The 16,428-nt window shown below is 59.4% G+C and carries 18 protein-coding genes, 2 tRNA genes and 1 pseudogene; 5 read left to right on the top strand and 16 right to left on the bottom strand.

Translation table 11 applies throughout. The annotated features are described in order from the left end of the window. Positions 1-124 precede the first annotated feature (124 nt). From HDIA_RS10130 to HDIA_RS25300, 8 genes and pseudogenes are all read right to left on the bottom strand, one after another. Positions 125-463, bottom strand: coding sequence for a lipid-A-disaccharide synthase N-terminal domain-containing protein (locus tag HDIA_RS10130; protein ID WP_099556059.1), 339 nt, complete (start codon positions 461-463; stop codon positions 125-127). Beyond that, complete coding sequence (locus tag HDIA_RS25865) at positions 456-1,217, bottom strand: glycosyltransferase family 2 protein (RefSeq protein ID WP_245884278.1); 762 nt, start codon at positions 1,215-1,217, stop codon at positions 456-458. The genes HDIA_RS10130 and HDIA_RS25865 overlap by 8 nt, the downstream gene beginning before the upstream one ends. A gap of 210 nt (positions 1,218-1,427) precedes the next feature. Then, a pseudogene (locus HDIA_RS25860) lies at positions 1,428-1,784 on the bottom strand (phosphatase PAP2 family protein); the annotation flags it as partial. 314 nt (positions 1,785-2,098) lie between these two features. After that, the gene (locus tag HDIA_RS10120) at positions 2,099-4,147 is read right to left on the bottom strand and encodes an ArnT family glycosyltransferase (RefSeq protein ID WP_099556057.1); all 2,049 of its coding nucleotides are present in this window, start codon (positions 4,145-4,147) and stop codon (positions 2,099-2,101) included. 151 nt (positions 4,148-4,298) lie between these two features. Further along, positions 4,299-4,375, bottom strand: a tRNA-Arg gene (locus tag HDIA_RS10115). Between the two features lie 62 nt (positions 4,376-4,437). Next, positions 4,438-4,743 (bottom strand): ETC complex I subunit, encoded by a 306-nt coding sequence (locus HDIA_RS10110; protein ID WP_099556056.1) that lies wholly within the window; start codon positions 4,741-4,743, stop codon positions 4,438-4,440. A gap of 79 nt (positions 4,744-4,822) precedes the next feature. Continuing rightward, positions 4,823-4,899 (bottom strand) — tRNA-Pro (locus tag HDIA_RS10105). A gap of 467 nt (positions 4,900-5,366) precedes the next feature. After that, positions 5,367-5,639, bottom strand: a complete 273-nt coding sequence (locus tag HDIA_RS25300) for a hypothetical protein (RefSeq protein WP_157775483.1) — start codon at positions 5,637-5,639, stop codon at positions 5,367-5,369. A gap of 96 nt (positions 5,640-5,735) precedes the next feature. Between HDIA_RS25300 and HDIA_RS10100 the strand changes: the two genes are divergently transcribed. From HDIA_RS10100 to HDIA_RS10090, 3 genes are all read left to right on the top strand, one after another. Next, complete coding sequence (locus tag HDIA_RS10100) at positions 5,736-6,863, top strand: glycosyltransferase family 2 protein (protein WP_099556055.1); 1,128 nt, start codon at positions 5,736-5,738, stop codon at positions 6,861-6,863. A gap of 404 nt (positions 6,864-7,267) precedes the next feature. Then, positions 7,268-7,477 (top strand): hypothetical protein, encoded by a 210-nt coding sequence (locus HDIA_RS10095; RefSeq protein ID WP_157775481.1) that lies wholly within the window; start codon positions 7,268-7,270, stop codon positions 7,475-7,477. 489 nt (positions 7,478-7,966) lie between these two features. Next, positions 7,967-8,488 carry a hypothetical protein gene (locus HDIA_RS10090; RefSeq protein WP_099556053.1) on the top strand — a complete coding sequence of 174 codons (522 nt, stop codon included), beginning with the start codon at positions 7,967-7,969 and terminating at the stop codon, positions 8,486-8,488. A 31-nt stretch (positions 8,489-8,519) separates the two neighbouring features. On the opposite strand, the gene HDIA_RS10085 is transcribed toward HDIA_RS10090, so the two are convergent. Both HDIA_RS10085 and HDIA_RS10080 read right to left on the bottom strand, forming a co-directional pair. Further along, a complete protein-coding gene (locus tag HDIA_RS10085) occupies positions 8,520-8,711 on the bottom strand; it encodes a hypothetical protein (RefSeq protein ID WP_162292629.1) in 192 nt (63 codons plus the stop codon). A gap of 96 nt (positions 8,712-8,807) precedes the next feature. Then, positions 8,808-9,065, bottom strand: a complete 258-nt coding sequence (locus HDIA_RS10080; protein WP_157775479.1) for a DNA adenine methylase — start codon at positions 9,063-9,065, stop codon at positions 8,808-8,810. 430 nt (positions 9,066-9,495) lie between these two features. Here HDIA_RS10080 and HDIA_RS10075 point away from each other — a divergent pair, with 430 nt between their 5' ends. Both HDIA_RS10075 and HDIA_RS10070 read left to right on the top strand, forming a co-directional pair. Then, entirely contained in the window at positions 9,496-10,563 is a 1,068-nt protein-coding gene (locus HDIA_RS10075) for an acyltransferase family protein (protein WP_157775477.1), read from the top strand. A gap of 190 nt (positions 10,564-10,753) precedes the next feature. Beyond that, on the top strand, positions 10,754-11,833 hold the full coding sequence (locus tag HDIA_RS10070) for an acyltransferase family protein (protein WP_099556049.1): 1,080 nt from the start codon (positions 10,754-10,756) through the stop codon (positions 11,831-11,833). Between the two features lie 392 nt (positions 11,834-12,225). Here the strand turns inward: HDIA_RS10070 and HDIA_RS10065 are convergent, their stop codons facing one another. From HDIA_RS10065 to HDIA_RS10045, 6 genes are read right to left on the bottom strand one after another with little or no spacing between them, the layout of a single operon-like run. Then, positions 12,226-12,615, bottom strand: a complete 390-nt coding sequence (locus HDIA_RS10065; RefSeq protein ID WP_099556048.1) for a hypothetical protein — start codon at positions 12,613-12,615, stop codon at positions 12,226-12,228. Between the two features lie 9 nt (positions 12,616-12,624). Continuing rightward, on the bottom strand, positions 12,625-12,924 hold the full coding sequence (lysC, locus tag HDIA_RS26085; protein WP_425432932.1) for an Rz1-like lysis system protein LysC: 300 nt from the start codon (positions 12,922-12,924) through the stop codon (positions 12,625-12,627). After that, complete coding sequence (locus HDIA_RS10060) at positions 12,836-13,216, bottom strand: hypothetical protein (protein ID WP_099556047.1); 381 nt, start codon at positions 13,214-13,216, stop codon at positions 12,836-12,838. Before HDIA_RS10060 ends, lysC begins: the two co-directional genes overlap by 89 nt. A 2-nt stretch (positions 13,217-13,218) precedes the next feature. After that, positions 13,219-13,983 (bottom strand): lysozyme, encoded by a 765-nt coding sequence (locus HDIA_RS10055; RefSeq protein ID WP_099556046.1) that lies wholly within the window; start codon positions 13,981-13,983, stop codon positions 13,219-13,221. Positions 13,984-14,025: 42 nt separating this feature from the next. Next, complete coding sequence (locus HDIA_RS10050) at positions 14,026-14,298, bottom strand: phage fiber-tail adaptor protein (protein ID WP_099556045.1); 273 nt, start codon at positions 14,296-14,298, stop codon at positions 14,026-14,028. Positions 14,299-14,319: 21 nt separating this feature from the next. Then, positions 14,320-16,428, bottom strand: a complete 2,109-nt coding sequence (locus HDIA_RS10045; protein WP_099556044.1) for a hypothetical protein — start codon at positions 16,426-16,428, stop codon at positions 14,320-14,322.

Here is a 16,428-nt window from a genome sequence, read left to right as displayed (position 1 = left end):
GCTGCCTGCCTTCGTTGTTCTTGTCGATCAACCCCGGCAGCACCATAGCCGAAAAACACGCCGTGAGGGAAATCACGTAGGGCAACGTTCTGTGAGACGTGTCCCTCGCCCGGCGGTCGGCGGATCAGCCCTTGTCCTTTTCCGGGGTCGCGGCCGGGTCGTGACGGAAGATCAGAACAAGGTTGCGCAGATAGATCAGCAGGCCCAGTCCCTGCCCGGCGATGAACACCGGATCGGCCCGCTTGACGGCATAGACCAGCAGCAGAAAGCCGCCGCCGAGGGAAAAGAACCAGAAGGCAACCGGCACAACGGACTGCTTCGCCCGCTCGCTGGCGATCCACTGCACGACGAAGCGCATCATGAACAAGGCTTGCGCGATAAAGCCAAGGATCACCCAGAGGTCGATCTGGGCGACGAAGACCATGTGCAGCCAGTCGGAAAAGCGCGCGAGAAGGTCAGACATTCACGTTCTCCGCCTTCGGAGCAGTTGAGGTTATCTCGCTGACGACCGGCACCTTTCTGCGCCGCTTGCGCAGCCACCAGACCCCGAAAAGATCGAGGACGCCGCGAAGCCCACGGTCGAAAATGCCGTAGTTGGACTTGCCGAAACGGCGATGACGGTCGACGACGTCGACGTGCACGACCTTGTAGCCCTCACGGATCACCAGGGCCGGCAGGAAGCGGTGCCAGCTGTCGAAATAGGGCAGCAACAGGAAGACCTCACGCCGGACCGCCTTGAGCCCGCAGCCGCTGTCGCGGGTGCCATCCTGCAGGATCGCGCCGCGCAGCCAGTTGGCGAAGCGGGAGGCGTATTTCTTCCAGAAGCCGTCGGTGCGGCCGAGGCGCTGGCCCGCCGCGAGCGCGACGCCTGGACCCGCCGCTTCAAGGGCATCGACGAGCGCCGGGATATAGGCCGGATCATTCTGGCCGTCCCCGTCGATCGTCGCCACAATATCGCCGCTCGCCGCCAGCATGCCGGACCGCACGGCCGCGCTCTGGCCGCATGGGCTTTCGTGACGGATGTGACGAACGGGTTTGCCCTCCGCCCGCATCCCGGCCAGCATCGCGCCCGTCCGGTCCGAAGAGCCGTCGTCGACCACCACGACCTCGTGATCGCGCCCTGCCAGCGCCGTCAGAATCTCCGGGATGAGGACGGCAAGGTTGTCCGCTTCGTCCTTGGCCGGAATCACAACGGAAATACGGGAAGCGCCAGTCATGAGATGGTCCTGCGAGTGAACGGGCCGGATTGCGGGGGACGCAGCGCCCGGCCTTTCTGATTCGGCGCTGGTATCCGCCAGCCCGAATGCGGTTGCAAGTCGTTTCGGCAAAAGCGTGGCCAATTCCGACCAAATCGGAATGCCGCCAGTCGATTTCAGGCGGGGAAAGGCTCCGGAAGCCGGTTCAAGCGCCCAATTCTCGCGCGCGAATGCCCAGGCAACCAGCCAGGCCATGTAGAAGCCGAAGGCGTAGCCGGCGATCACGTCGGAGAGATAGTGGGCACCCACCAGCACCCGCGTCGAGGCGATGAACGCCGTCCCGAGAAAGATGGGCACGCGCCAGCGCGGGGCCAGCATCAGCAGTACGAGCGCGAAGGCGCCCATCGTCGTGCCGTGGCCGGAGGGGAAACTTGCGTAATGAGCATCGAAGGTCGGGCCGATGAAACCGTCGCCGACCTTGTCCGCAGTGTTCGGGCGTGCCCGGCCGAAGCCGTATTTGAGAATGACCGCCGCGATGCCGGAGATGGCGATGGCGCCGAACAGAAAGCCTGCCCGCTCGATGGTCATGCGGATGGCTGTCCGGGTCGAGCCCGCAATCGCGCCGAAATCGTAGAAGCGCAGGGCGAGCAGCAGAATCCCGGACGGAATGAGCAGCCAGTCCGACTTGCCGAAGTTGGTGAGAAACCCGAGGATCCCGCGCGTCCAGACCGGCAGTTCCATCGCGGCGGCGCGTGCCGCATGATCGACGAGCAATCCCATCACGATGAGGAAGACCGCGACCGCAACGACCACGGGCAGAGCGCTTCGCGGAGGGCGATGGCTCTGCCAAAACCGCCCAATCCACGCGATGGCATCTTTCAATCTTGCGATCATGCCGGGGCTCAGTTTACCGGCGCCGAAGCGTCAACGGGAGGAGCCGCATCCGGCGCGTCGGGCGTGGGTTCGGCCGGCGGTGCTTCGCCCAAGATCGGTGCCGCCGCGAGCCCGCGCACATAGATATCGAAGCGCCGGGGCTTGAAGCCGTTAAGGTTGCGTGCCTCGACGGCAACGACCGGCTTGACGGCGTCCGGCCCGAGCGCACTGACAAAGGCTTCGTCGTAACGCGAATCCACCATGGCGACCGCGCAGTCGCTCTGCCGGAAAGTCGCGGCGGCGATGTCCGCCCTGTCGAATTGCAGGTCGGTACCGAGTTGGAATACGAGGCTCGGCTCGCTGTAACCGACCGCGATATAGGTCGGATTGGGACAGGAAACGGCCATATGCGCCACTTCGGCGAGGCGATCGGACGCCCAGATATGATCGGCGCGCGGCAGCAACCAGGCGAAGGCCGTGACGTAGATGATACCGATGCCGAGGGCGGCCGTGACGAGACCCGAGCGCAGCCAGGCCTTCATCATCAGCCAGCCGCCGGCAATCACGACCAGCGCGCCGATGAAGCAGGCGGCAAGGCCGTAGGGATCGACATGGCCTTCCGTGTAGACGAAGCCGGCATTGAGGCCTGCCGCCAGCAGCAGCGCCATGAAGGGCACATAGCCGACGCAGACGCGCTGCCAGCGGCTCGTCATCTGGAGCCCACCGCCACGCACGGCAAGCGCCGCCATCAGCGCCAGCGCCGGATAGAGCGGCATCACGTAATGCGGCAGCTTGGTCGCCACGGCTTCGAAGACGATCCAGGACGGAATGGCCCAGGCAAGGAGGAAGCCGACCGGGCGGGCCGACTTGTTGTGCCAGATCCACCCAAGGGCCGGCAGCAGAAGCGCAATGCCCGGCCAGAAAGTGAGGAAGGCGGCGGCGAGATAGGTGCCGGGCGGCGCCCCGTGCGCCTCCTGCCCCGTTCCGACCTTGGCCAGAAGATCCTTGCCGACCGACGCCTGGAAGAAGGTGCCACCGCTGACGTCCCAGATCGCAAGGAACCAGGGCAGGACGAGGATCAGCGTCCAGATCAGGCCACGCAGCGGATAGAGCGCCGTCAGCGGCTTCAGGCTGCGCGAGAAGATCACGAGGAAGAGCAGCGTCAGGCCGCTCACCATCACGATGACCGGTCCCTTGACGAGGATGCCGCAGCCGATCGCCGTCCAGAACAGGAAGGCGTAGAGAGGCCTCGGTCGCTGCTGCGGGTCGGTGAAGACGCGGGCGATGGCAAGCTGGGCCAGCAGGATGAAGGCCAGCAGCACCGAGTCCGTCTTGGCGAGCCGCGCCTCGACCCCGACAATCAGCGACAGGGCAAAGACGATGGCCGCGAAGGTGCCGACGCGGGAGCCGGAGAGCACCGCGCCGATCAGGTAGACAAGCATCACTGACACGACCATCGCGATGAGCGACGGCAACCGGTAGGCCCAGAGCGGTGCGTTCTGATCGTAACCGAGCGCCTTGATGGCACCGGCCTGCAGCCAGTAGATGCCGACCGGCTTCTGATAGCGCGGCTCATCCTGGAAACGGATGTCGACATAGTCGCCGCTCGCGATCATCTGCTTCGTTGCCTGGACGAAACGGGCCTCGTCGCGATCAGTGACCGGCAGGCTGCTGATGCCCGGCGCCAGCAGAAGGATGGCGAAGACAGCAAGGAGCGCGAGATCGAGAATCGTGCGCGTGCCGATGAGCACGCGTTTCGCGCGGCTCTTGCGCGGAGCGGGCGAAGGCCGAGGCTCTTCGGTCTTCGATTGCTGCGGCTCTGCAGACGGCGGCGGAGCCATCGGTTCAACGGCCGCTTCGGTCGTTCCATCGCCGGGCAGAGGCGTGTGCTGCGGCGGCGGCGCCAGCGTCATGCCGCCGAGACGGAAGGGCTCGCTGCGGTCGGATGGATCGGACTGGGGACTGCCGCCGCTCCCTGCCGCAGGCGTCGCAGACGTTGGGGCCGGTGCGAAGACCATGGAACCGAGCCGGAAGGGGGCGGAATTGTCTCCGTCGGTGTCCGGCTGCTGGTCAGTCATTGCAAGAGCCTGTCTTTCGTTCCCGGCACGATGCGATGCCCAAGAAGGCCCGCGGTTATTGCTGCGACAATATCAAAAATGCGCCGCACCTCGGAGCGAGACGCGGGGAAATCATAAATTCTTCAGTAAATTCAAAATCATCTCTCGGGATTGGCGACCCCGGCAGGGCTCGAACCTGCGACCTGCCGCTTAGAAGGCGGCTGCTCTATCCAGCTGAGCTACGGGGCCCCTGATGCGCCGGACGCGGCGCAGAGGATGCCCCCTGCCCTTGCCGGCCCTTGCCCGGACGATCAATGGGTCCAGGTTTCCTTGCGGTTGAACTTGAAATTGTCCGAATAGGAGACACGCTTCGGCGTCTTCGTCTGCGGCTCGATCACGCGGTAGGCAATGCCGTGGCGCTGGCAGTAGGCGATCGCCTCGTCCTTGGTCTCGAAGAAGAGACGGAGCTGTTGCTTCATGTCGCCCGAGGAGGTCCAGCCCATCAGCGGCTCCACCGAGCGAGGCTGCTCGGGATCGTAATCGAGAGCCCAGCGGTGGGTTTTGGCCTCTCCGGACTGCATGGCCGTCTTGGCGGGCTTGTAGATACGCGCGGTCATCGTGTGAACGCCCCTCCTCGAATAACAGTCCAGGCGCCGGCCGCCTTTGACCGGCAGGCTCCGATCAACAGATCATGGATGGTCGGGGCAGCAAGATTCGAACTTGCGACCCCCTGCTCCCAAAGCAGGTGCGCTACCAGACTGCGCTATGCCCCGATGTTCCGAAACATCCCTGATCACGGGCGTTTTCTAGCCAGTTCGGCAGATGAGGGCAAGCACCGTTTGAGGTCCAATTCGGAACAATTCGGAACCAAGTGGCGCATTTGGGCGCGGAAAGTCCCAAAAAAGTCCCAAAGACTGTTCCTTGATTGTTCACTCACCAACTGATGGAGAAGCGCCGCGCCTCTCCATTCGTCGCCAACTTCAAATTTCCTTCGGCCTGCGGTCGCTGCAGATTCTTGGTCTGGTCCCGCGGGGAATTGAGCCGTGTCCTGATTTCCCCAAGCATCACCTCGGCGACCCACTTGCGGGTCAGAATGCCGTAGAAGGTGCTGGGCGCCTCATCTCCCGGCTCCTTGCAGAGGGGTGTCCATTCGGGCCTAAAATCGACAAAGACTGTGAGCGGGCCCGCTCAGCTCGGGAGCAAACTAGACCGGCAGATCCCAGCCTTCAGCGTTGTCGAGTCAGGGGATTATGGTGAGGGGAAGAACACCGGAAATATAAATGGGCTCAATACCATCTTCCAAAAATGGCAACACCGGCAACGCCAGAGATTTTTGATAAATCCCAGTTACGTAGACCAAGGTGCGGGCTGCATAATCTTCATTGATTCCGCAAGGAATTTTCAGCCTAACGGCCGCGCCTTGTAGCGACATTATTGGCAGCGTCCAAACCCTCGATTGACCGATCGATGATGGATACACCCCAAGGGCAAAACATAAAATACTAGACGCCATTTAGTTTCCAATATAAACTAAAACTAACAAGAAATTATATGAATGATGAATCCGGCTAGAAATCATCCAATTTAACAAAGCAATGAAGGCGCCGAATTGTTAACCAATAAGCTCGTCTCTGTTGTCATACCTATCTACAACGGCGAGAAATTCATTAAAGAAACCATTGAGTGCGCATTAAATCAAACACACAAGAATCTGGAAATACTCGTAGTTGACGATGGGTCCACTGACTCATCCCGTCAAATATGTCAAAATTTATCCAGAGAATATCCACGAGTCAAAGTCTTTCAAAAAGATAATGGCGGGGTTGCATCCGCCAGAAACTATGGAATAGAGCGCGCCAATGGGGAATTTATAGCCTTCCTTGACGCGGACGATCTTTGGCATCCGACCAAAATCGAAAAACAAGTCGCCATTCTTGAGGGCCACTCGCCCGACTGGGCCGCTGTCTACAGTCTATCGCGGACGATCGACGCCAACGGCACCTGTATCTCGCCGGATCTGCGCAGAATAGCACGCGGCTATATCTTCGCATCTCACCTCGCTCTCAAATACATCGGCAATGGCAGCAGCCTGCTGGTGCGCACATCCGTCGCCCGGGAGGTCGGAGGCTTCGACCCCTCCTATGCCGCTGCGGGCATCGGCGGCTGCGAGGACTTCGATTTCGAACTCAGGATCGCACAGAAATACAAGATCGACTGTCTCGCCGAGCATCTTGTCGGTTACCGTCACTATCCCGGCAACATGTCGTCCAACCACGGCAAGATGGCCAGGGGCCTTTCCGCCGTCGTCGAAAAATTCATTGCCAGCTCCCCTTTCCTCGACGGCTACGCCATTCGGCTGGCCAGAGGGGCGACGCATCTTTATGCTCTGGACCGTTTCATTGCCGCCCGGGACTGTCGGTCGGCGCTTGCGGCGTTGCTGGTGGCCATCAGGAACGATCCCACCGCAACCACGCTGTTCTTCCGCTCGCTTCTCGTGAGAGCCTATATCTTCGTGCGGCGGAAACTCGGGATTCCCTCCAAAGCCGACAAGAAAAGCGCGTTTCTAAAGAAGGGCCTGAAGTACACGGCGTTGGAGAGCTACGTTTATGATCCGAAGGCGGTCCCGAATACGCCCCTCAGCCGCTTTGAAAAGCTGAGACAGATCGACAGGCTGATCGAGAGCCGGATCGATACGCCCTTCCGGCCAGCGGGCGCTGCCGCCTCGATCCCGACGTAAATCCCGCTGCAGGCAATGCCCGGTTGGCGAGAGGCTCGCCGGCGGCAGGCCGGCCATGACGTCACGAGCGCCCAGACCAGTTCGGAAGTGAGAAGCAACCTTCTGGTCGTTCAAAAAGCCATCTCGCCTGGAGCAGGAAGCCTTTCGCCAGTCGTTGCCCGTTTCCTCGCATCCGCCGATGCCCGCATGGTCAGTAGCAGCCAGCGTATAATCAGCGGCGAACGCGCCAAGCGTTGGATAGGTGCTTGCCCTCTTTGTCATGGCTTCAACTCCCGAAGGGCCATCCTCAGGCGGGATGGCGGTCGTTGACATCATAGTCAAAAGAGAACAAAAAAGGAACAAATTCCCAAAATCGAGGTGGAATGATGAAGCGATGGGACGATGTTCCCAAATGGGCGGCATCCGTGGGCGCGATGATTGAGCACGGGACGGAGGTGAAGGCCATCTGCCGAAAGTGCCGGCAGTCGTTCAAGGTCGACCTCAATGCCATCTGCAAGATTCACGGCGAGGGCTATTCGCTGATCGCCAAGCACCCGCCTTGCCGCGTCTTCGAGTGCGATGGAGAAGTGATCTTCTACTACAAGCACGGCGTCTTTCGGCCGATGACGCGCTGAAGCGATTCTTTGGCCCAGTCCACACATTTTCCCTTGGTAAAGATCGATCGCTCGATCTCACTTCAACAGCAACACTGAAAGCTGAAGCAGAATTGCTAATTCTGTTTCATTTGTCTGGTGGCGGATTAGGTTTACGCCATTGCCATTTCGCGAACCGCCAGAGGCCCGAAACATCGCCAACAAAGACGATCACATTGGCCGCAATTTGAAGAAATTGGCGTCACAGCACGAAAGTAGTGAATCTGTCCAACATTATGGGATAAATCAAGAATAAGTAACCGAGAACTCGTTGAAGACGGACAAATTCCGCTCTCCCATCGAATGGCCATAAACTCGGAGAATAATCACAGAGTCCGAAAAGCAAGCGTCTTACGGACGACTTTCAGAAAGCCGGACAATCTGAACACCTTCGTGTCGTGATGCCGGATAGGGCGCATTATGCCCATTTAATAAGGTCATTTAAAGCAAATCAGTTATGGAATTTTCCGCATGGTCGCAGTCTGTCTCGGCAATCCCTACAAGCTGCAATACAAATGGCAACAGCTCTGCGAAGAGCTCGCCGGTCTCCTGAAGAAATCGCTCAACGGCGAAACGGTGCGGGTCTATTCCACCATGGCCAAACCCGCGCTCGGACCCGAAGATGTCATGGTCTACGTCGTCCCCAACGAAGAAATGGGCCGTGTGGCCGAGCACTTCGATGTTCGGGACGGCGGCAACGCTTTGGGCTGCACCTTTACCGGCGAAAAAAGCGCGTCCGAGGTCTATATCGACAGCGAATATGCCGGAGAGAAACTGCCGCCAGACTATGTGGCCAAGCTGATCTGGCATGAGATCGCGCACAACAAATCACGGCTCGGCAACCACAAAATGCACCGCGGACATGGCTTGCTGCAGGCATTCGTGCGCAGCCGCGACGGCCTGACCTCGGACGACATCAAATTCATGCGCAAGCACATCCACGCGCAGGTGCGCCAATGGACCGGCGGTTTCGACTTCGGCGCTCCCCCGTAGCTGTTTCACAGTCTCTGTTTGCTTTGGCTCCTCACAACAGCCTCCACGCCGCTTTCCGGCTCGAGATGATCAGTTCCTCGGCCGGCTTCGCCGCCCCGTCTCCAACCGTGTATTTCAGCCGGACGGACTGGAAGCGAAAGGCGCCAAACCACTCGCGCACCTCCGGCCGCTCGTTGATCGACAAGACGAAGGCGCCCTTGATGCCGGCGAGGATGTCCGCCATGCGGGAGAAGTCCTCCAGCGAAAACATGCCCTTTGCGTAGTCGTCCTCGCCGCCGACATAGGGCGGATTGAGACAGAAGAGCGTCCCGGGCGTGTCTTAGCGGGCAATGAGATCGGCCCAATCAAGCTGCTCGAAGACGACAGCTTCGAGCCGCTCGTGCGCCGCATCCAGAACGGGATCAAGCCGGGAGAGGGAAATCCGAGCCGAATGCGTCGATTCAACGCCGAAGACGTCGCCCGGCTTGCCGCCAAAGCACAGCCTCTGGAGATAGAGGAAGCGGGCCGCACGCTCCAGGTCGGTGAGCGTCGAGGGGTTGGTCTGGCGGACGCGCTCGAACTCTTTACGGCTCGCCACCTTGACGTCACAGAACAAGGGGAAAAAATGGGAATAAGCTCACAACATCAGGTCGTTCGCCAATCCTGTGGGAACGAAAATCGCATTTCAGGTGTCTCGCCGACACATTGCAGCCCGTTTCAACCGCCACGATGGCTGTCATTGGCCACTAGGTATAGGCTAGCGATGCCGATTGAAGATCGTCGATGATCGTCGATCGCTCCAAAGTGGCATGATTCACGCAAGGGCACTTGGCGAGACACAACATCGAAAGCGGCACACTATGCCCCCAATGGCCATAGCGTGATCCTGTAACGCCCACCCGCCCTATCGTCCCTCTGGTTTAGTTTGATTGGCCGATTTGTCGAACTAGCAACCGAATGCGCCGCCATTCTTTATGCGGTCGGAATGGCTGCCATCCAATCTAAGTACATTGTGGGAAAGCCGAATAGTGAAACAGGCAACAATCACAGCATCACGAGGCTCCATTCCCAAAAATTCTGCAAGTTCCCGCCCCGAAAAGTTGCTCTCAATACAGATTTTGCGCGGCATCGCAGCATTGTCTGTCTTTTTTTATCACCTAAATGAACCCCAACAATGGATTGGTCGATCCGCCTCCTCATTTTTCGACTCCGGTCAAGCTGGAGTGGACATTTTCTTTGTTATCAGCGGTTTCGTCATCTTCACATCCACGGAACGAAGGAGCTATACTCCATACAACTTCATTAAAGATAGAATAATTCGCATTGCTCCTATGTATTATATTTTCACTATTACTTATCTTATTGCGAAGTATATGACGAATACCGGACCTTTTACATACCAGATCACCGATTTTATATACAGCTTCTTGTTTATACCATATACAAATTCCATTAACGGACAGCCAGTGCCGATACTTGGTGTTGGCTGGACACTGAATTACGAAGTAATGTTTTACGCTATATTTAGCGTCTCCCTTTTGATAAAGAATATTGAAACACGGATAATTATCGTTTCTTTATCTTTCTTTGCTCTGATTGCAGGTCGGTTTCTACTGACACCCACGGATGCATTTGCGCTTCGCGTCACAAGCCCGATACTTCTTGAATTTCTCGCAGGTATTGTGCTGGCTTACGCCTTTAACAAGCGCCGGATAATCACGGCCCCACAAGGACTGATGGCCATTTCAGCTAGCCTGCTAACGTTTGGACTGGCCTATGAGTCGCTATCGGATTTACCGAGGACGCTCGGCTATGGAGTTCCCGCGATACTACTCGTGCTTGGATTCATCGCTTGCGAAAAGCACTTGGCCAAGCCCGCGTTTGCTCCGCTGAGACTTGTTGGCGATGCTTCCTACTCAATTTATTTAACTCATGTAATTGTAATATTGTGCGCAACAAGCATATTATCACGGCATGATTCGATGTCATTTTCTGATAAGGCATCCATCACAATCATAACTATTCTGATTGGCTGGGCATGTTATCGCTTCATTGAGGCCCCCCTACTCCGCGCGATGCGATCCATCATTAGATAGATCTGAATATTGCCGCAATTAATCTCGAATTATATTGTATTTTTGTAATTCTACCCCCCCAAGAAGCGCCCAAATCCCGAATTGAATGCGGTGCAAAAGTGGCATGACGCCACCGTTTTGGCCAATTTTAAGTTGTCAGCGTTTTCGCCTCGGCGTATAGACTGGGGTCTTCTGTCAAAATTGGTCACCAATGACTTACAATCCTGCGTTCGATGGTTTACGCGCCTTCGCGGTGCTGGCGGTCGTCCTATACCACTTGTCAGATCGGTATATGCCGGGAGGATGGGCTGGCGTTGACGTATTTTTTGTATTGTCTGGATACCTTATTACTTCAATTTTGGATTCAGAGATTAGAAAAACTGGTCATATCAGTTTCAAAAATTTCTATATCCGACGCTTTTTGAGACTGGCGCCAGCTTTTTCTGTCCTCCTCTTGGCGGAAATCATAATAATTTTATTGAGAGGGCCTTTAGAGGGTCAGATCGATGAAGTGAAGGCGATTGCAATTTCGGCGCTCTATTTCATGAACTGGAATCGCGCACTTGATTTATGGCCCCAAGGAGATCTCGGTCACACTTGGTCTCTTGCCATGGAAGAACAATTCTACATCTTATGGCCTATGTTATTTGTCCTTCTCCCGGGCAGGAAGAAGATTTTTTGGCTTCTTGTTGGCCTCGCGGGCGTTACAATTTGGCGCTATTATCTTGTTGCGTTGGGGGTTGATCCAGAACGTACCTACAATGGCTTTGATACCCATAGCGATGGATTGTTGATAGGGTGTATTCTTGCGCTATGGCGAGTGCCGTCCGGTTTGAAGCGTTTCTGCAGCGCAGGATGGTGGCTACCCGCTGTTGGGCTCCTGGCCATTTTCCTATTTGCGCCACATCGTTCAGCCTTCACTCAATCAGTCGGCCTCACGGTGACGTCGCTTCTTTCAGCTTGGCTTGTCATTGCCGCTGCTGAGCGGGGCATCATGGCCAGGGCACTGTCGTTCTCGCCTATTGTTTATCTCGGCAAGCTGTCGTACGGCATCTATCTGTTCCATTTTCCAATGGTCGTATTGGCCAGCCACAGTCCGATGTGGATGAAAATTGGTCTCGTGGCCATTTCGTTCCTGGTCGCGATAGTCGTATATCACTTGGTTGAAAGGCCAGTTGGCCGGTTCAAGTCTGCTTTTTCGGTTGCGACCAGAAAGCCCGCTATTGATCTCGATGAATTACTGTTGTCAAACAGATCGATAGCAGGAGCTCCTCAAGACCGAAGGTCTTGATAAATAAATGAACATTTGAATAGGAGGCCGAGGGATCGTATGAACTTTACGAGAAGTTTTACGGCCTTTTAATTGACTCGCTGCTTGATCTCATCCGGGGCCCATGCGTGTATGTCCAAGGTGAAAACCTAAAGACGCGTGGCTATACTCCTCTGAGCATGGTCCACACCCCGGAGCTGATAAAAGCCAGATTGATCAGTCTGTTCAATTCCGAGTGAAGTCGGCTTGTGAAGCTATTGGGCTTGATCTAATTTCACAAGGCTCTCTTGGGGGCAAAAGGCGATTCGATCATTGATCGAGTCGACGCGGAAAGCCTGGAACTCTGGACGCGTGACCGGGTCATTCTTGACCCGGTCCCTTTATTTATTTGAGATTGGTGCCATTCGGGAGCATCAGTCATTTTTTAGAGATTTTTCTAGGCGTTGTACAATCTCGCGTGTCACACGCACATCTGATGCGAGAGCGCTGATCGACCGCTCGAAATCTTGTTGCGTCTTGACGATGTCTCGTTGCGACTCAATGATGGATTGCGCACCCTTTTCCAGAGCGCCGACACGAAACTCGACCGATGCGATGGCACGCTGATATTGCTCTACAGTCGTCATTCGATTTTCGAGGCGTTCGATCAACAGTCTGTTCTGTGCTTGCCCCTCATGCATGGAGTTCCACGTTCCACCCCACACGGCGACAAAGCCGAGGAGCGTGATGACCTGTAGGATGGAATTGAGGTTGACCTCGTATTTCCACTGCGGCTTTTGCATTTTCTGCGGTCCGTCGCTCATGTGCCCCGCTCAGTTGTTTGCTTGTGTCTCGTTCTCGTTGCTCGCCTCGACAGATGCCTTCCATGCCGCCACCTGGTCGAGATTGGCGGCGCAAGCCGCGAAGCTGCCCTTGTAGCCGTCGAGCTGGTCGATCAGGTCAGCGGTGTCCTTCGAGTCGCGAACCGGCTCGGCCGGCACGACCAGCATGGAATCGGGTGGGCCGACATAGACCGTCTTCGTCTCAACGACCGGCGCGCGCAGGCCGGTTAACCGCGGCCCGCAGGCCGTCAGGAATAAGAGTGCGCAGATACTCGTCAGCCGCCGCGTCATGGCCCCGGATCTCCTCAATGGTCTTGCGCGCCGCCGCTGTGTCGGCCGCGATGTCCTGTTGCTGCTTTGTCAGATCGCCGAGAAGCCGGTTGGTCGCCTCGGCCTGGTCGAGCATCCGCTCCACGTTGCGGGCGTTCTGGGCGTTGACGGACGTCAGTGTCTCGTTCTGGGCCGCGAGCGTGGCGCGCGCAGCGTCGGCGCGGATCGCCTCGCCCCGATAAAAGAAAATGGCCGCCACGAGGGCGGCCACGACGGCAATCTTGAGCCCGAGGCTCGTCAGCCAGACGGGCATGATCAGAGCCCGGCCAGGCACATGTCACGCTCTTCGGCGCGGCGAGGAACCAGACCACGCAGGATGCGGGTCCCCATCTTGTTCCACCAGGTGATCGCCTCACATCCTCCGCGGATGTCGCCGGCATTGAGGCGGCGAACGGCCGTGCTCCTGCCGATAGCGGCGATGCCGCAGTTGAAGGCGAGTGACGTGTAGGCCGTGTCCCGCTTCGGCGTCAGGCGGGAGTTGACCGTGAGGGACGTGAAGTAGAGATGAAGGCCGGTCCGATACCTTCGCACCTGCTTGGCAAACTCCCGCATGCAGTCCGGAAGCGTCATCGTCATGCCGAGCTTCACCCGCTCGCCGTTGATGGTCGTCAGCCCTGCACAGATCGTCGGAACATCGCCCGGCACCGGGATATAGGCTTTGAGCCTGATGCCTTCCTTCTTCGCGATGAACGGGACCGCGATCTCAAGCGTGACCTCTTCGCTGACCGGAGAGGCCCGGACCTCGGCCGCGAGAAGGAAGGCCAGAAGCGCCATCACAATGAGCACTGCAATGATGCGCAGCCATTCGCGCCACTTGGACAGACCCTGCGGGTAGAGGCGCCCGATGACGCCGGCGACGAGCAGGAGGATGCCGAGCCACCACAGGAACGCCGGGTCCATGTCCTGGCCGGTCAGGTAAAAGCGCAGTTCCGGAAAGATCAGGACAATGATCCCGGCGATCTGCATCCAAAAGCTGAGCGACAGCGCAGCAACGCGCCGCCAGTCTTCGACGAGCTTCATAAGTCACCTCTCGTGCATGAAAAAAGCCGCCCGGAGGCGGCTCTATTTCGACTTGATCGCGAGCAGGACGCTCTGATCCATTGTTCGGCCGCCGGCCGTGGTGATGCGGTTGGTCAGGGAATGGGTGGCACCCTCGACGCCGCCTGCGAGCCAGATCGTCGTGGTGGTCTCATCGTTGAGGTTCGGCCCTTCCGTCAGCCCCGGCGGAACGACCCAGACCGATGTCGCGATCGTGTCGCCGGCCAGGCGGTCCGACCAGTCGATCCGGTAGTCGAGCGTTTCGTCCGGGTCCTTGTAGTCCCAAGTCTTTGCCATGAACGTCTCCGATGAAAGGGCTCAAGCCGCCTTGACCGATCGGCCCGGGGCGGCAAGGCGGACCGTGCGGGTCTCGGCCGAGACGCGGATCGCGCGCTGCTCGGCGGAGACGTCGAAAGTCCGTGCGCCTGGCGTCGGCGGTTGCGGCCCGGACAGGAGGATCGGCCGGCCGACGGTCGGGCGGCAGACGAGACTGACCGCGGCAAGCGCATGCGCCTGATGAAGCGCCGGCATGCCCGTCTGCGTGATCGACGAGACGGGCACCGGCCGCAGCACCGAAATCTCGTTGAGAGCCGGCCGGCCTGTTGCCGGCTGAGACGAGAGCCCGGATGCGGACAGCGCGTGCGCCTGCCCGATCTGCGGTGCGCCGGCAAAAGGCTGCGATGTGGCGCCCTCCGCTGCCAGCGCATGGGCCTGAGCAAGCGAGGGCGCGCCGGCGGAGGCCTGCGAGGTGGCCGCGTCGGCCGCCAGGGCGTGGACCTGGCCGAGCGCCGGAGACCCGAGACTGGCCGGGATTGCGAGCGCACCTGCGGCGAGCGCATGCACCTGGGCAAGCGCAGGCGCGCCAAGCGTTGCCGCCGACCCGATGGGCTCGGCCGCCATGGCATTGGCCTCGGAGAGCGCGGGGCTGCCCGATGTCGACGGCACCGAGAGGCCGAATGCGACAAGCGCGTGCGCCTGCCCGATCTGCGGTGCGCCGGCAGACGGCCGCGATGTCGCCCCCTCGGCGGCAAGCGCATGGGCCTGGGCAAGCGCAGGAGCCCCAACCGTCGCGACAGGCGACGCACCCTCGACCGCGAGGGCGTGAACCTGCCCGAGAGCCGGAGACCCGAGACTGGCCGGGATCGCGAGCGCACCTGCGGCGAGCGCATGCACCTGGGCAAGTGCAGGGGCGCCAAGCGTTGCCGCCGACCCGATAGGTTCGGTTGCCATGGCGCTGGTCTCGGAAAGCGCAGGGCTGCCAGAAGTTGACGACACCGAGAGGCCGGATGCGGCAAGTGCATGCGCCTGCCCTATCTGCGGTGCGGCGGCGGAAGGTTGCGAGGCCGCGCCATCGGCGGCCAGCGCATGGACCTGGGCAAGTGTTGGCGCGCCGCCCGTCGAGCCGGACGTCGGCCCCTCGGCGGCCAGCGTATGCGCCTGGCCGAGCCCGGGCGCCGAGGCGGACGATCCGGAAGCGACGCCTTCGGCGGCAAGCGCATGCGCCTGGGCAAGCGCCGGCACGCCGACCGCCGAGCCGGATGCTGCGCCATTGGCCGCCAGGGCGTGAACCTGACCGAGTGCAGGCGTCCCCGTCGATGGCGTCAAAGCCGTGCCGGACCCGGCGAGCGTATGAACCTGCCCCACGGCCGGAACGCCGATCAATGCGGCAGACGAGACCGGGCTTGCCGAGAGCGCGTGCGCCTGGCCGAGCGCAGGCGCCCCGACCGAGGGCGAGGAAGAAAGGCCGTCGGCCGTCAGGTCGTCCGTGCTGCTCGCGTAGACCGAGAAACTGACGCCGACCGTCGACCATGGTTGAGGGTTGCTGTCCGCCGTGAACGAAAAGGCTCGCGCGGTTTCGTTGGCGCTCGGGACCAAGCCGCCTGAAGCGGTACGCAGCCCCGTGTCGGCTGACTGCACCTCACTCAGCTTGGTGAGGCCCGCCACCGTGAAATAAGGGCTGGTCGCCCCAACGCCATCGAAGTTGCAGGAGGCAAGCACGAGCCCGTCGAGCGCGGCATTGATCGTGCTCGACGCGACGAGACCCGAGCCGGAGGCCGCCGTGCTGTCATGCAGCGTCGGCGACGTGCCGAGGCCGTAGACTGCCCGGGTCGACCAGAAGGCGGCGACGATCGGCTGGGTGCATCCGATCAGCGCCGTGCAGGTCGTGCCCGAAGGAACAAGCCCCCAGGCAATCAAGGCGATCCGCGTGCCGTCTGCCGTGTTGGCGACATGGATCGTCGAATTGACGTCCGCCCCGTTGATGAGGACGTCGAGAATGTCGGCGGCGGCCGCGAACTCCAGCACTGCCGTGATGAAGACGATCCGGTCGGATGCCGCCGTGCCGATGTTGCGCGTGCCGTTGCAGTAGGCCTGCGACCCATTGCCGAGGAAATAAGTGCCATCGCTCGTGCCGAGGGTCGCAACCAT

It is taken from the genome of Hartmannibacter diazotrophicus, from assembly GCF_900231165.1.
GTDB lineage: Bacteria > Pseudomonadota > Alphaproteobacteria > Rhizobiales > Pleomorphomonadaceae > Hartmannibacter > Hartmannibacter diazotrophicus.
This window is presented reverse-complemented; position numbering and strand designations above follow the sequence as displayed.